The sequence below is a fragment of the Actinomadura keratinilytica genome (assembly GCF_039539665.1).
Taxonomy (GTDB): domain Bacteria; phylum Actinomycetota; class Actinomycetes; order Streptosporangiales; family Streptosporangiaceae; genus Spirillospora; species Spirillospora keratinilytica.
In genome coordinates this window covers 1-13638 of sequence record NZ_BAABDO010000030.1, presented here as the reverse complement: position 1 = coordinate 13638, position 13638 = coordinate 1, and the positions used below count along the sequence as shown (strand labels likewise).

Sequence of the window (13638 nt, the reverse complement as noted above, 5' to 3'; positions counted from 1 at the left end):
CCCGCGTCCGCTAGGCCGTGTTTAGAAAGTGGTGTTGGCAAGGGTTCGTAGCCAGATGTTGATGGCAGCGACCTGGATGGTGGCTTCGTATCGGACGGCGAGTTTGTCGTAGCGGGTGGCCACCGCGCGGTGTTGCTTGAGCAGGTTGATGCCGCATTCCACGGAGTGGCGCTGCCGGTAGGCCTGGGGGGCGAACGCAGGCGGTCGTCCTCCGGCCGAGCCCTTGGCCTTGCGGTGGGCCCGCTGGTCGTCCTTGACCGGGATGGTCGCCCGGATGCCCCGACAGCGCAGGTAGGCGCGGTTGCCACGGGATGAATAGGCCTTATCGCCCAGCACCCGGTCCGGCCGCCTGCGGGGACGTCCCGGTCCGACCCTGTCCACCCGCACCCGGTCCAGCACCACGGTGAACTGCGGGCTGTCGCCGCGCTGCCCGCCGGTCAGCACCACCACCATCGGCTTGCGGCCCTGCTCACAAGCCAGATGGATCTTGGTGGTCAACCCACCACGGGAGCGGCCCAGCCCATGATCAGGCGGCTCGGCGACACCGATCCCGCCCGGTGGCTCGACCTGAGCACGGCCGTCACGGCGGGCACCCGCCGCGTGCTGGTGCGCCCGGCAGATGGTGGAGTCCACCGACACCCACCACCCGATCAGCCCCGCCGCGTCGGCGAAGGCCATCAGCTTCGCCCAGATCAGCGCCCACACCCCGGCTCGCTGCCAGCACCGAAACAGCCCGTAGACCGACTGCCAGTGCCCGTACCGATCGGGCACATCCCGCCACGGCGCACCGACCCGCACCCGCCACCGCACACCGTCCACCAACTGCCTGCGCGTCCATTTACGGGGCCGGCCCGGCCGCTGGGGCCGGGGAAGCAGCGGCTCCAGCACCCGCCACTGCCGGTCGGTCAGATCCTTACGCGTTCCAATCGATACCCTGGCCACCGAGGTCTCCGTGCAGATGGTCTTCTTGGTCGTTGATCCATCTACCGGAGACCTCACTCATCTCCAGACACGACATGCCGACCTGGGACGAGACTTCCTAAACACGCCCTAGGGCGACGACTGGCCGAGCTCTTCCGCAGGGAAATCCCGCCGCAGCGGGTCCGCGTCCACACCAAGCTCCCGGCGAGCGGCCTCGATGAACGCGTATCGGAGTTCGCGCTTGGACGGTGCGCCCTCCTCGGGAGCCTGTCCCCGAAGCAGCCTGTGGAGGGCGAGGGTGTAGTCGTGGGCCGCCTGGGCGACCGCAGGCGTGCACACGAGCTCGGGGACCTTCTTGGCGAGCCAGAGCGCGTGCAGGCTCTCCCACTTCTCGGAGTCCTCGAGCTCTTCGCCCATGGAGAGGCGGTCCAGGCACAGCTCCACCCGCTGGGCCGCGGACAGGAACTCCATGAGCGCTTCCTTGCGTTCAGCGCGCTCCGCGCTGAACTGCTCGAACCGTACGCGCCGCGCCTCCACCCGTGTGGAGAGGTACTGACCGATCAGGGTGCCGGCGGAACCGAGAGCCACTCCCGCCAACGGCAGGAGCGTCGTTGACAGGCTCATAACGCTGAGACGCCAGAACCTGATCAACAGTTCCCCCACCAGGCCCCACCGCACCGCTAGGCGGCGCACGGGCTTCCACTCACACCTCGGGAAGCGACGCATCAGGCGCGCCCAAGGCTCCGGCACAGTGATGGCCCAGACGACCGTGCTCTCCGGAGCCGAAGTGCCCCTGCCGGAAGCGTCCAGTTGCCTCGCGCCCTACGCCATACGCGAAAGCCTGGTAATCGCAACAAGACGCCGCGCACCCTCCGCCGAGACAGCGTGACACTGATCACCATCTCCCTACCCCAGGCCACCGCATCACTCCAGGGCGTACGGGCGGTGTGAACCGCAGGGGTGCCGCTCACGCCTCGGGTAGCGACGGATCGGGCGTCCAAGGGTCCGGCGCGGTGATGGCCCAGCGCTCATGGTCGCGCCAGGCTCCGTCGATGTACAGGTAGGCGGGCGAGAACCCCTCGTAGCGGAAGCCCAGACGCTGCACCAGTGCCAGCGATGCCTTGTTCTCCGGCTGGATGTTGGCTTCCAGCCGGTGGAGCCTGAGGTCGTGGAAGGCGTACCGCAGGGCGAGGATGAGCCCTTCGGTCATGTATCCCCGCCCGGCGGCCGGAGCGAAGGCGGCATAGCCGAGGGAGGCGCCCTGGTAGCGGCCTCGGATGATCGAGTTGATGCTGATCATCCCGGCGGCGTCGCCCGTCTCGCGGACACGGACCAGGAACCCCCGGTTGGCGCCGTCCTCGAACCGGCGCATCCAGGTCCGGAACTCCTGCGCGGTTGCGGGCAGCTGTATCCAGGGCCGGTGCAGTTCGGCGCTGGCCCGCACAAGCGAGCAGAACTCGTTCTGGTCGGAGAGGGTGAGGGGGCGCAGTGCGACTCGTGACGGCATCTCGGACACGGCCCAACGCTACGCGGCACACCTCCCACCGGCCGCTGGGCTCAACCCGCGACGGATGCCACCCCGAACACTCTCCCCGCCGAGGCAGCCGCACAAGCCCGCAGCATGCGAACGTCCAGCGGCCCCCATCGCCGCGAGCGGAAGCGCTCGTCCATGCGAAGGCGCTGAAGGGAGAGGCCCGCGGGGAAGCCGCGGCCCTCGGGTCGTCGGGACCGAACACCGACAGCAGTGCGCGAAAGGGAGGAGCGAGCTCCTCGCGGCCTCTTTTGGCGTACCCGCGAAGGCACCGCACCCGAGGGAATCCCGGGGACTGGCGATAAAAAAGCGAGGAGCCTTCCTCCGGCATGTTTTGCCTGGTAGAAAGGCCCCTCGGCTGCTGGTGGCGGGTCCAGGATTCGAACCTGGGTAGGCGAAGCCGACGGATTTACAGTCCTACGCCTGGTTCAAGTTCTGGACCGGTTCCACCGCAGGTCACACCGGGTTCATGGCCCCCGGAGAGTCGTCGTCGTCCTGGTCGTGCCCCGTACGTGCCCCAGGCCCGATCTTGCCGTCTCGGAACGCGTCCAGGCCCCGCGCCACCTCGTTGTCCTTGCCTTCCAGCCTTCGCGCGTAGTGTCGGGTTGTGATCGTGGTGTTGGAGTGCCCGAGACGGCGCCCAGCCGCAAGGACGCCGAACGCGTCGGCCACCCACGACGCATGAGTCGCCCGCAGATCGTGAGGCGTTACACCGTCCAGGCCAGCCTTCTCTACCGCTGGGTCGAACCTCCAGGTACGCCACGCGTTGTAGTGCAGGGGGTTCCCCCGTTTGTTCACGAACAGGAGGGCATCCGGCGACTTATCCGCCATCTCGTCGAGGTGAGCCCGGAGGCGACGCAGCAGGAACGCCGGAAGCTGTACGTCGCGGACCTGGTGACTCTTGGGGGTGCCGAAGGAGGTCTTGCCCGAGATCTCAACCAGGGTCTCAGTGACGCGGATGGCCCCCGCAGCGAGATCGACGCTCTTGCGCCGCAGCGCGAACGCTTCACCGACGCGCAGCCCCGCGTAGGCCATGATCTCGATAAGGAGGTCATGCGGAGGCACCGCCGCCCGAACCAGGCTTTCGACCTGGTCCCGGGTGAGAATCACCGGTTCGCGCACCACGAGGCGGGGCAGCTTGGTCCCGACGCACGGTGAGACGCGAATGAGTTCGTTGGTTACTGCTGTCTCCATCATCAGGGCGAGGACGACGTGAGCCTGTCGGATCCGGGACGCACTGAGACCGCGCGAGTGCATGTCGGCCACCCACTCACTCACGCTGATCGGCCGGACAGTCGCGAGAGCCATTGCGCCGAAGCGCGGTTCAATCTGTGTCCGAAACAGCGAGACGTAGGAGGCAAAAGTCTTGGGCTTGAGACTCGGACGGACCGATTCCAGCCAACGCGCCCCCCATTCGCTTACAGTGATCTTCCCTGCATCAGGATTCACCCACTCACCCTTGAGGATCTCCGCTTCCTTGAGCCTCAGCCATCTATTGGCATCCGTCTTGGTCGCGAAGGTACTCGGAGCGTTACGACGAACCCCGTCCGGTCCGCGATACCTTGCCTGCCAACGTCCAGAAGGCAACTTCCGAACACTGCCGAAGTCACGCTTGGCCATCACGCAGCCCTCCGAACGCCAGTGGCGGTAACGGGCTCGACGATCCCGGCCGCAACGTAGTCACGAAGCGCAGACTCGGGGATGCGGACCAGGCCGCGCTTTCCCGGCTCTCCCAGGCGAACGAAGCGGATGCGCCGTTCTTCGATCAATCGCCGAGGGAACCGTTCGGTCGTGTTCAGGAGTTCGGCCGCTTCAGCGACGGTCAGCAGCCGGTCACCAGCGGCGAAGGGGATCGGTTCCGTGCGCTTATTGCTCATGCAGTACTCCCTTCGTAGGGGGTGATGGGCGGTAGTGGCTTGCCGGTCAGGGCGGCGGTCAGCAGTGCTTCTCCGGGGGTGAGGCCCTGGCCGAGGTAGCGCCAGTGCGAGATGACGAGCACTTGGTCGTCGTCGGTCAGCGGCAGGCGCCCGGTTGTGATGTCGTGGTGGTCCCGGTTGTGGTCGATGCGGGCTTGGCGGAGTGCGCCGAGGGTGGTCGAGTAGCGGCGGGACTTGGTGGAGAAGTGGCCGCGGAAGCCGAGCATGTGCGCCCACTCGGCGAGCCGGAGTTCGGCCATCTCGGCCATGCGCCCCAGGTCCAGGCATGTGGTGATCAGCCGCCGGGCGTGCGGGGAGACGGGGAGGGTGTCGAGGTCGTCGGTGGCGCGTATGCGCCGGTCGAGGGTTCCGGTGCATTCGGCGGCTTTGGTGGCGTACTTGGCGATGTAGCCCGCCACCGCCGAATCGGTCAGCTCCCCGGTCGTGGTGATCGGGCGCACATCCAGTTGCGTCCCCCAGGCCAGCTGGCGGGACGGGACGCCGGGCGCGGCGGGGGTGGTCACGGTGACCGCGCGAGCAGCCTGACCGACGGCGTCGGCGAGCAGGTCATACGACGCCCAGGCGGGCGGGGGCGTCGCCGGCCCCTGGGGCCCGTCGAGGCGGATCACGGCGTGGAAGTGCACCACGCCGCGCCGCTGGTACTCGGCGACCTTGGCGAAGGAGACGGTGAGCGTCTCAGACAGTTCGCGCAGGGTCAGGCCCGCGGCTTTGGCGATCCTGCGGCGCAGCGCCATGGTGAACCGGCGCCACAGTTCCGGCGCCAGCGCGTTGAACAGCACCGACCCCGCATAGTCGTAACACTCGGCGCACAGCGGCTCCCCCAGACGCGGATCGTCGGCCGCATGCCGGGCGGTGCACGACAGGGGCCGCCCGTGTGGGCACCGGGGCGCGTCGCGTCGAGGGTGGCAGGCCGCCACGCCCCCGCCGAGGGTGAGGCGGTGTGCGTGGACAGGGCCGAACGAGGGTGCGGTGAGGGTGACGAACGCGGCCGGGTGCCCGGCCACCGTCTCGGGGACGCCTTTGCCGCCGGTCAGGCCCGCGCGCACGAGTTGGTAGGTGTCGGCGCGGTAGGTCTCGGCGCAGGCGGGGCAGCGGGAGGCGCGGCGTGTCTTGCACGCCACCCGCAGCACCCCGCCCGGCTCCCGCGCCGTGGAGTACCGGTGCAGGATCTCGCCGGTCAGGGCGTCGCGGTATTCGACCGAGCCGCGCAGGTGGATCGGCTGTGCGCACCCGCCGGTTGCTCGGGTGCGGGCGGCCCACCGGCGGAAGTCCGGCCGGTCGAGCACAGCGGCCATGTCGCGGACCGCCAGCGGAGTCAACCACGCGGGGGTGTCGGGCACGGTAGAGCGCGTCTCCTCTCCGTTGCGGGACGGTTCGGGGGATGGCCCCCGGGCGTAGCGCGCCGTGTGCTTGGCAGAGGTGCCACGCCCGGGGGCGGCCGGGGGGTTAGAGGGCGGTGGTGATCAGGGCGACCGCGTCGGCGAGCACGGCCAGGGCGTGAACGAGGGCACCGGCCGCGTCGGCGGCCTCGCCCGGGTGGCGCACGACGAACAGCACCAGCACCAGCCAGCAGGCGGCGAAGGCGCAGCAGCGAAGGAACACGGCGGGTTTGCTCCCTGTCAGCTGTGGCCAAAGCCGTCGCAGTGGGCGCAGGTGCCGCCGTCGGAGGTGACACCGGTCCCGCCGCAGTGGCAGCACCGCCACCGCTGCACCGGCGGCGCCAGGGGCGCGCGGCCGCCCTCGTCCTGTCGGAGGGGGCCGTTCAGGGCCGCCCCCCGGTCGGCCGGGACGTCCGAGGCGGCCGGGTCGGCCGGGTTGGCGGGGGTGGTGGGGGTGGTCATGGTGTCCTCCGTTGGTGTCACGCAGCGTTCTGGTTGCGGATTTGGCGGAGCAGGTTTGAGGCGAGCTGGTTGGACACGCCCAGCCGGGCGCGCAGTGCGTCACGGGTGATCGGGCGTCCGTGCGTGGCCTGGTGTTCGGCCGCTACCTGCCGGGCGAACTCAAGCAGCGGCCCCGCCGGGGATGCCGACCGGCCGCGCCGGTCGGCGGACGGCACCGGAAGCACCGTCTGCCCACCGCTGCGGCCGCCGTCGTCCTGGTCGCCGTCCTGGTCGTCCTGCTCGTCGCCGTGGGGACGGGGCGCGTCGACGAGGGCCAGCCCGGGACGAGCCGTTTCGTCCCCCGTCGAGCCCGAAGACGACGAGGACGCCGGGGACGACGGGACCGGCGGTGCCGAGGACGGCGGCGCGGACGGTTCCGACAACGCGCCAGACGGGGACGAGGACGCGCCGGACGGGGACGAGGACGGAGCAGACGAAGACGGGTTGCCGAAGGACGGCGGGGCGGTCAGGACGGCCGCAGCCGTACGGGCCCGCGCGCCGGCCCCGGTGGCGCGGCGTTCGAGCATGGACACCGCGACCAGGAAGGCTCCGGCCGGTGTGGCCGCGGTGATCCAGCCCCAGGCGGACGGTTCGGCCTGTGCCAGGTTCGCCGCCAGCGACAGCAGGATCCCGCCGACCAGCACCAGCGTCGGCCACGACAGGCGCCCCGTGCGGCGGCCGGTCCGCTTGTCCCGCTGCCGCTCCCGCGCGGCCATGACGCAGGTCAGATCGATGCACACCGCGATCGCCCAGGCCATCCACCCGCCTTGCCCGTGCTCGGCGGCCGTGTCGCGGATGTGGGTGAACGACCCGGCCGCCGCGATGGAGGCGAGCACCACGACCGGCCCCGAGTCGGCCAGCAGGCCCAGCAGCCGACTCACGCCGCCCGCCCGGAGACCTCAGCCAGCAGCGCCGCCAACTCGGCGTCGCACCGGTGCGCGGCGGCCCAGTCCTCCACCTCGTCCACGCGGGACGAGGTGAAGCATTCCGCGCACCTGCCGCACCGGGCGACGTGCAGGCCCCGGACGGCGTCCCACTCCACCGCCACCGGCACCCACGACCACCAGGACAACGAGGACGACGACCAGGCCGATGGGCGGGACGAGGACGACCGGGAGGACGGGGCGGGACGGACGGCCGGGCGGGGACGGGAGGACGGGACGGACCGGGGACGAAGGACGACCAGGCGAGTGGTCATCGGGCAGCCTCCAAGGGGTTTCGGGCATGGATCGGGTAGGGACCTGGCGTGATCAGGGCTCACGCCAGGCCACAGGGAGAGCAGGAGGGCCGGTTATGCGGCTTCCGGGACCGCCGGGCGTGTAACCGGGGCGGAGCCGACCACGGCCGACCAGTCAGGGGTCAGATGGGCATGGTCACGGGCGGCTTGTTCGGCCTGGGCCTCGCTCACGTACACCGACCGGGCGCGGTGCCAGGTGCCGTCCTGACCGGCCGTCACGCACACACCCGGTGTCTCGGCGGGGATGGCGCGGGCGGCCTCCAGGGCGGCCGGGTTCAGGTCGCCCAGCGTCATGGACGCCGTCTCCGGATCGTTGACCCGATGGCACACCCGCCCGGACAGCTGCGCCCGCAACGCCGTCACCCCCGGCCCCAGGTCGGAGCCGATGCGCTGCCCGCACACGATCAGGTGGACGCCGAAGGCCCGGCCGAGCTGCGCCACCCGCAGCAGAGCGGTTGCGGTCTTGGCGACCTGGTCTTTCTCGCTCTTGTCGGCCATGAGGAACAGTTCGGCCACCTCGTCCACCAGCAGCACCACCGGCACCGGCCGCAAACCTTCGGGCAGCGTCCACACGTTCCGCGCCCCCGCCTCGCGGCACAGCACCATGCGCTCTTCCAGTTCGGCCACCAAGTCGCCGAGCAGCGCGACGCATTCGGCACGGGTGGTCGCCAGCGCCGACAGCCGGGGGGCGTAGGGGGTGAACTCCACCCCGCCCTTGAGGTCGAACCCCACCAGCGCGACCGGTTGCGGCGCCAAACCCTTGATCACGGCGTTGGCAAGGTTGCTCTTGCCTGACTGCGTGGCGCCGGCGATCAGCCAGTGCGGCACGGTGCGCAGGTTGATGACCCAGTCGGCGCCGTTCTCCAGCTTCCCCGGCCGCACCGTCAGCAACTCCCCCGTCTCAGGGGTGACGGTCACGGTGGTGAGCGGGTCGCGCATGGTGGCCCACAGCGTCACCACGCCCGGCCGCACGTCCACCACCCGCACCGAGTGCACCCGCCAGGCGTGTGCGATCCCCTCGGCCGCACGTTCATAGTCGGCGGGCACCTGGCCGTCATGCAGGCGGACCCGCATCCGCCACCCCAGCCGGGTCGGACGCAGCACCCCCAGCCGGGGCGCCCGCTCCACATCCACCCGGCGCACCCGCCGCTTCTGTTCGACCACCGTCGCCGCGCCCCGGGCGGCAGGGCCGACGATGGGGACGGCGTCCAGGGTCCACCGCCACCGCCGACGGTGCCGCGTCAGCCCGCATCCCGACGCCACATGACGCCACGTCAGGTACACCAGCGCCGCACGCGACGGGAAACCCACCCCGTACCAGAACGAGGCGGGATGCCACCGCCGCCACGCCCCCAGCCCGACCGCACCAACGGTCAGGACCCCGAGCGCAAGGGTCAGCGTGTCGCCCATCACTGCCTGCCCTCAGGCGACCGCGGCCGGGGCCTCGCCCGCCTCACCGGCCACCGGCACCGCCCCCGCGACCACAGGAACGATCTGCGCGGCCCGGTAGGCGATGCCCCACCGCACCCGCCCGCCCGTCTGCCACTCCCACGGGAAGGCCACCAGCCCCACCGGCCGGACCACCTGACCCACCGTGACCCCCGGGTCCCCCGACACCGCCACGTTCAGCAGCTCCACCCGCCCCGACTCGCCGGCCGCCGACAACCCCACCGTGAACACCGTGTTGCCGTCACGGTCCACCTTCACCTCCCCCGTCTCCCGACTCAGCTTCGGACGCGGCGCCGACACGCACACGAACGTCAGCGCCGACACATCCACCGGGATGCTCCGCATGAAGACCTCCGACTGTCGATCCCCCTAGACAGCGCTGTCGATCACCTTGCAGACCGACTGTCTAGGGGGGTGTACAACCAAAGGTAACCGCCACCCCTTCGACTGTCTAGGGGGGTCTACAGGATGACGGGCTATCCCCGAAGCGCCCAGTAGACGGCGCTGGCGTCATCGGACGCCTTACCTCGTGGCCAGCGTGCGCCGTCCGGGTCCGAGGCTTCCGCCTCGCGGGTCCGGGCGATCAAGTCGGCCGGACCCTCCTTGCGGAGGACGGCCAGCAGGTCAGGCCAGCTCATCAGGCCGAATCGGTCGACGAGGCGAGACGCGCCGTCACTGAGCACGGCGACCGCGTCCAGGTCATCCAGCGGCACCGCACCTACGAGCGCTTCGTCGGCCGCCTCAGGCTTGGTGCTGGCGACCCAGAAGCCGCCGGGCTGGTTGCGGTAGGCGGCTAGCCGCTCCACCCGGTTGCGCTGGTCGGCCGCGTGTTCCCGCGTCCCCAGCGGCGGCCGCTCGCCCGGGTCGTTCACTTTGCGGTACACCTCGGCCAACCGATCGTCTGTGACGACGGTCGGCTCTTCGTCGGCCTGGTCGAGGATGAGGACCGAGTCTGACAACACCAGGTACTCAAGGCGGTCTGCGCGCACCCGAGCGAGAGCGACCGTCGCCGAGGGAGAGCCGGGGTGCCGAAGGTCGCACGCGTCCCCGTGCAATGCGTTGACGCGTTCGATGCTCACCGCCAACGCCTCAGCCAGGGAGACGCTCGGATCTACGGCCGCGCCCACCAGCAGGCCGCCGAGGTTGTGCGCGTACCACGACACCGAGTGCGAACATCCCGAGGCGATACCGGCCGGAGCGCCCGCACCGTCCACGACGACCAGGAGGCCCGGTGCCGCCGCCGCGAAGTCCTCGTTGGCCCGCTCCGGGTTCCCTGGCTCGCTGGCGAGCAGCACACGCATACGGCCTCCTCTTAGCTGTCCTCGTCATGCCGGTAGACCGGCGTCAGCAACTCCGTCCGCAAGGGCTCATGGGTGTCCGGGTCGTACTCGGTACCGATCACGACCGAGAACCGGTCGGCCCCCACCTGCCCCCACAGGCTGCCGATATCGGTCGTCAGCAGATGGACCACGCCCAAGGAGCCCTCAGGATGGATGCCCGCGATCGCCAAGAAGTGGCCCTTGCCGTCCGGCCGGGGCAGACGGCCCAGGTATCCCACGTCGTACGGGCGCTGCGGCTCCTCTTCCTGGCCCGACCGATACTCGGCCCCGGTGCGAGTGTCGCGCAGCAGCCAACCCCGCTCGTCGCGATCCCAAGCGATCACAGGGTCTTTGCCGTAGGCGTCCCGCATCGCAGGGGACATCCGAGGACCGCAGATCACCAGCATCCCCGGCCGGTTCAGGTCGATCTCGCCGTCAAGCGTCACATGGTCGTAGCTGACCGACAGATCAAACGTCCGGGCCAGCTCTTCCAGCCGCTTACCGGTCGTCAGGTCGTCCAACGCGACATACGTCCGATCACTCGCCGGGTCCGGACGCAGCGGCGTGACAACGATGACCTCGCCCGAACCGAGGAACGCCCCCTCAGGCGCCGGCCCCGTGTGCCGGATCTGATGGATACGCCCCCGGCTCAGCCCAGCGGCCTGCGCGATCTGCGCATACGACATGCCCTGCGCATGTAGATCCTGAATCAGGCGCCGACGCAGCCGAGCAAGCTCGGTGACCTCCTGCTGAGCCTCCGCCAGGCGTTGAGTAGCGGCACGCAGCAGTTCAAAGGGGTCCTTGATTTGCGCGATCCGCTCCAACTCGCCTGGCATGACGTCTCCTCCGGTGCCTCCCAGCGAGTCTAGGACCCTAGACAGCGAGACAGAAAGCTCACGGCCGGTCGAGGAGCTCACAGTACGCAGGCGCCGACGACGACGCGGAATCGGCGGCCCGCTCAAACCGACACCCCGACGACGTCCGCCCACACCCGACGCCCGACCCTTAGCTCCTGCGAGCCCCATGCCTTCGAGACGGCGTCGACGATGAACAGCCCGCGACCGTTCACCGCCTCCAGGTCGGCTTCCTCGCAGGACAGCTGCGGCACAGATGGCGCGCCCATGTCGACGACGCTCACTCGCACGTGTTCGGCGAACAGCTCCAGTTCCAAGACGAACGTGCCGCCCACCTCCCCACTGGCCGTGTGCTCAACAGCGTTGGTGCACAGTTCACTCACCACCAGCGCGGCCTGTTCGGCCAGCTCCTCAGGGACCCGGCCGACCATGAACGCGCAAGCGAATGCCCGAGCCTCGCTGATTGCTTCCGGTCGGCCCTCGAACAGGCGAGACAGACGCCTCACATCGACCACCACCCATGCGTCTAGGGGGCTATACGGCACGCGGGACACGCAGCGTATGCCAGACGCCATGGTCGATTCAATCAGCTCACTGAATAGATTCGAGGATCTCCGCAACCTCACGCGCGGCCCGCTCTACCAAACCGCGCGCCTCATCCCCGAATACGGCAACCCGCTCGTACTGTGCGAAGAGCCCCGAATACCGGCGCACCTCGGCCGCATCGGTCACGGTCAGCTCGCGTGTGAACGTCTCCACCGCCGCGGCTGCATCCCCGAACACCGTGAAGCCGTGCAACGGCACCCGCGGCCACCCACGCACCGAGCCCGGCACGACCCCCAACCGCACGTTCGGCCGCCCGGCCACCGTCAGCATGTGCGCGAGTTGGCCGGCCATGCACGCCCCCGACCCCGGCCACGTCCGCAACACCGATTCAGCCAGCACGAACGTGAACTGCCGACCCTCGTCGTCCAGGACCGCAGCCCAGTCCGCCGCACCTCCGGCGGGCAACCCGGACTCAGCCGCGTACTCCGCCGTCCGCAACGGCCCCGGCATGACCAACGCCCCGAACACCCGAACCGCCGCCACATTCCGCGCGAACTCCAGCGCGGCCCCAGGCCGGAAGGAGACACCCGCATCCACCCGCCGAGCCGCCGTCGCCGCATACGCTTCCCGCACCAAGGCCGCCAGCCGCTCAGCCTCCGCGCCCTCCAGCCCCAACGCCGCGAACAGCCGCAGCACCACCTCAGGATCAGAGACCCGCCGCCCCGTCTCCACCCGAGACACCGTCGGCTGAGGGACACCAGCCCGCGCAGCCAGCCGCGCACCCGACAGCCCCGCAGCAGCCCGCAGCCGCCGCAGCTCCCGGCCGATCTCCCGCAACCGCTCCTCGCCCATAACCGAGCGTTCTACCACCCCCAGCCCAGCCGACAGGGCAAGCAGGTGCACAGAGCCCGCAGGACACCACATGTTCAAGCTGCCGGATGAGAACTTTCTCTACGTCTTCAAGGGCGCCCCGCTGCGCGGGCCACCGGGCGGCCGCCCGCCGCGGGGCGCCGGGCGTGCGGCCTCTTCGGTCCGGTCCCGCCGCGCCGCGCCGCGCGCCCGCCCCGCCAGCAGCAGGGAACGCCATGAAGGCCGTACGACAAGCACCACCAGGGCGACGAGCCCGGGCCCCTGTTTCAGCACCCCGGGGCAGGTCACGCAGGTGCCAGCCCTGCGCGCTGGCGGGGTTGGACGTGCCCGAAGCGGGGGCCTCGCGGCCCCCAGCCCCCCGCGAACCGGAGCACTCATCCGCGCGAATCTGTCTGTCACAACGACGCGCCGTTCGCGCGGATGAGCACTCCGGACCGTACTGCCAGGCGCGGCAGCGCAACGCCCGGTACACCCCCGGCAGGGTGGGCAAGTGCCGGGCAGCGGCTTCTACGTGGGATGGCACTTGAGCTGGAATCTGCCCACGGGGCCGGCCCATGGCAGGCCCCGCCCTGTTAGCGCATGGGGAAGCCGCGGCCCTCAGGTCGTCGTGCCCAACCACGCGAGCTTCTCACTGCCTCTTAGGCGTGCCCCAGCCGTGCCCAACGCATGCCCGTAAGGGCGGTGAATCAAAGACATTCACGGGGGCTCGCGGCAAGAAGCGAAGGGCCTTCCTCCGGCATGTTCTGCCTGGTAGGAAGGCCCCTTGCTGCTGGTGGCGGGTCCAGGATTCGAACCTGGGTAGGCGAAGCCGACGGATTTACAGCCCGCCATGGATCCTGACACCACTTCTCTGCTGACCTGCACAAGATCTCGGGTAGCGTTCGCCGTACCTCGGGCGGATTCCGCGTATGCTCCGGATCTTGGCTCGTGCGCGCTGGGCCGCGGTCGCGTGGTGCGCGGTCCCCGTGACCGGCTGGGGCGTGCGGCGTAGCCGCTGTTCTTCCCCCACCTTCCTCCCCCCGACCCCGACGAGACCTGCACTTAGCGGCGGACGGGTTCCGTCAAGGGTGGCCGTAGGCCATCACGAAGTGACG

16 protein-coding genes are annotated in these 13638 nt (G+C 70.1%); all 16 read right to left on the bottom strand.

Annotated features, from left to right (window positions below):
* Positions 1-21: 21 nt before the first annotated feature.
* The 16 genes from ABD879_RS12860 to ABD879_RS12785 all read right to left on the bottom strand — a co-directional run bounded on the left by ABD879_RS12860 (position 22) and on the right by ABD879_RS12785 (position 12526).
* Positions 22-942: an IS5 family transposase gene (locus tag ABD879_RS12860; protein WP_378270571.1), complete on the bottom strand. Its 921-nt coding sequence runs from the start codon at positions 940-942 to the stop codon at positions 22-24.
* Between the two features lie 108 nt (positions 943-1050).
* Positions 1051-1584, bottom strand: coding sequence for a hypothetical protein (locus tag ABD879_RS12855; protein ID WP_345020952.1), 534 nt, complete (start codon positions 1582-1584; stop codon positions 1051-1053).
* 304 nt (positions 1585-1888) lie between these two features.
* Complete coding sequence (locus ABD879_RS12850) at positions 1889-2428, bottom strand: GNAT family N-acetyltransferase (RefSeq protein ID WP_345021019.1); 540 nt, start codon at positions 2426-2428, stop codon at positions 1889-1891.
* 480 nt (positions 2429-2908) lie between these two features.
* The gene (locus tag ABD879_RS12845; protein WP_345020948.1) at positions 2909-4072 is read right to left on the bottom strand and encodes a tyrosine-type recombinase/integrase; all 1164 of its coding nucleotides are present in this window, start codon (positions 4070-4072) and stop codon (positions 2909-2911) included.
* Positions 4072-4329, bottom strand: a complete 258-nt coding sequence (locus ABD879_RS12840; RefSeq protein ID WP_345020945.1) for an excisionase family DNA-binding protein — start codon at positions 4327-4329, stop codon at positions 4072-4074. Before ABD879_RS12840 ends, ABD879_RS12845 begins: the two co-directional genes overlap by 1 nt.
* Positions 4326-5684 carry a replication initiator gene (locus ABD879_RS12835; protein ID WP_378272643.1) on the bottom strand — a complete coding sequence of 453 codons (1359 nt, stop codon included), beginning with the start codon at positions 5682-5684 and terminating at the stop codon, positions 4326-4328. The genes ABD879_RS12840 and ABD879_RS12835 overlap by 4 nt, the downstream gene beginning before the upstream one ends.
* Before the next feature lie 151 nt (positions 5685-5835).
* A complete protein-coding gene (locus ABD879_RS12830; protein WP_345020940.1) occupies positions 5836-5991 on the bottom strand; it encodes a hypothetical protein in 156 nt (51 codons plus the stop codon).
* 17 nt (positions 5992-6008) lie between these two features.
* Complete coding sequence (locus ABD879_RS12825; protein WP_345020938.1) at positions 6009-6230, bottom strand: hypothetical protein; 222 nt, start codon at positions 6228-6230, stop codon at positions 6009-6011.
* A gap of 17 nt (positions 6231-6247) precedes the next feature.
* Complete coding sequence (locus ABD879_RS12820; protein ID WP_345020935.1) at positions 6248-7150, bottom strand: DUF2637 domain-containing protein; 903 nt, start codon at positions 7148-7150, stop codon at positions 6248-6250.
* Complete coding sequence (locus tag ABD879_RS12815) at positions 7147-7467, bottom strand: hypothetical protein (protein WP_345020932.1); 321 nt, start codon at positions 7465-7467, stop codon at positions 7147-7149. Before ABD879_RS12815 ends, ABD879_RS12820 begins: the two co-directional genes overlap by 4 nt.
* A 93-nt stretch (positions 7468-7560) precedes the next feature.
* Entirely contained in the window at positions 7561-8916 is a 1356-nt protein-coding gene (locus ABD879_RS12810) for an FtsK/SpoIIIE domain-containing protein (protein ID WP_345020930.1), read from the bottom strand.
* A gap of 12 nt (positions 8917-8928) precedes the next feature.
* Entirely contained in the window at positions 8929-9300 is a 372-nt protein-coding gene (locus ABD879_RS12805) for an SCO3933 family regulatory protein (protein ID WP_345020928.1), read from the bottom strand.
* A 131-nt stretch (positions 9301-9431) separates the two neighbouring features.
* Positions 9432-10256, bottom strand: a complete 825-nt coding sequence (locus ABD879_RS12800; RefSeq protein ID WP_345020927.1) for a protein phosphatase 2C domain-containing protein — start codon at positions 10254-10256, stop codon at positions 9432-9434.
* Positions 10257-10267: 11 nt separating this feature from the next.
* Positions 10268-11110 carry a sigma-70 RNA polymerase sigma factor region 4 domain-containing protein gene (locus ABD879_RS12795; RefSeq protein WP_345020925.1) on the bottom strand — a complete coding sequence of 281 codons (843 nt, stop codon included), beginning with the start codon at positions 11108-11110 and terminating at the stop codon, positions 10268-10270.
* A 122-nt stretch (positions 11111-11232) separates the two neighbouring features.
* Complete coding sequence (locus ABD879_RS12790; protein WP_345020923.1) at positions 11233-11646, bottom strand: ATP-binding protein; 414 nt, start codon at positions 11644-11646, stop codon at positions 11233-11235.
* A gap of 73 nt (positions 11647-11719) precedes the next feature.
* Positions 11720-12526, bottom strand: coding sequence for a Scr1 family TA system antitoxin-like transcriptional regulator (locus ABD879_RS12785; RefSeq protein ID WP_345020921.1), 807 nt, complete (start codon positions 12524-12526; stop codon positions 11720-11722).
* Positions 12527-13638 lie beyond the last annotated feature (1112 nt).

What these genes read in the sequence shown, in the direction of transcription:
- ABD879_RS12850 (WP_345021019.1), bottom strand. Translation starts at nt 2,428, where the DNA reads ATGCCGTCACGAGTCGCACTGCGCCCCCTCACCCTCTCCGACCAGAAC.
- ABD879_RS12845 (WP_345020948.1), bottom strand. Translation starts at nt 4,072, where the DNA reads ATGGCCAAGCGTGACTTCGGCAGTGTTCGGAAGTTGCCTTCTGGACGT.
- ABD879_RS12840 (WP_345020945.1), bottom strand. Translation starts at nt 4,329, where the DNA reads ATGAGCAATAAGCGCACGGAACCGATCCCCTTCGCCGCTGGTGACCGG.
- ABD879_RS12835 (WP_378272643.1), bottom strand. Translation starts at nt 5,684, where the DNA reads ATGGCCGCTGTGCTCGACCGGCCGGACTTCCGCCGGTGGGCCGCCCGC.
- ABD879_RS12825 (WP_345020938.1), bottom strand. Translation starts at nt 6,230, where the DNA reads ATGACCACCCCCACCACCCCCGCCAACCCGGCCGACCCGGCCGCCTCG.
- ABD879_RS12815 (WP_345020932.1), bottom strand. Translation starts at nt 7,467, where the DNA reads ATGACCACTCGCCTGGTCGTCCTTCGTCCCCGGTCCGTCCCGTCCTCC.
- ABD879_RS12810 (WP_345020930.1), bottom strand. Translation starts at nt 8,916, where the DNA reads ATGGGCGACACGCTGACCCTTGCGCTCGGGGTCCTGACCGTTGGTGCG.
- ABD879_RS12805 (WP_345020928.1), bottom strand. Translation starts at nt 9,300, where the DNA reads ATGCGGAGCATCCCGGTGGATGTGTCGGCGCTGACGTTCGTGTGCGTG.
- ABD879_RS12800 (WP_345020927.1), bottom strand. Translation starts at nt 10,256, where the DNA reads ATGCGTGTGCTGCTCGCCAGCGAGCCAGGGAACCCGGAGCGGGCCAAC.
- ABD879_RS12795 (WP_345020925.1), bottom strand. Translation starts at nt 11,110, where the DNA reads ATGCCAGGCGAGTTGGAGCGGATCGCGCAAATCAAGGACCCCTTTGAA.
- ABD879_RS12785 (WP_345020921.1), bottom strand. Translation starts at nt 12,526, where the DNA reads ATGGGCGAGGAGCGGTTGCGGGAGATCGGCCGGGAGCTGCGGCGGCTG.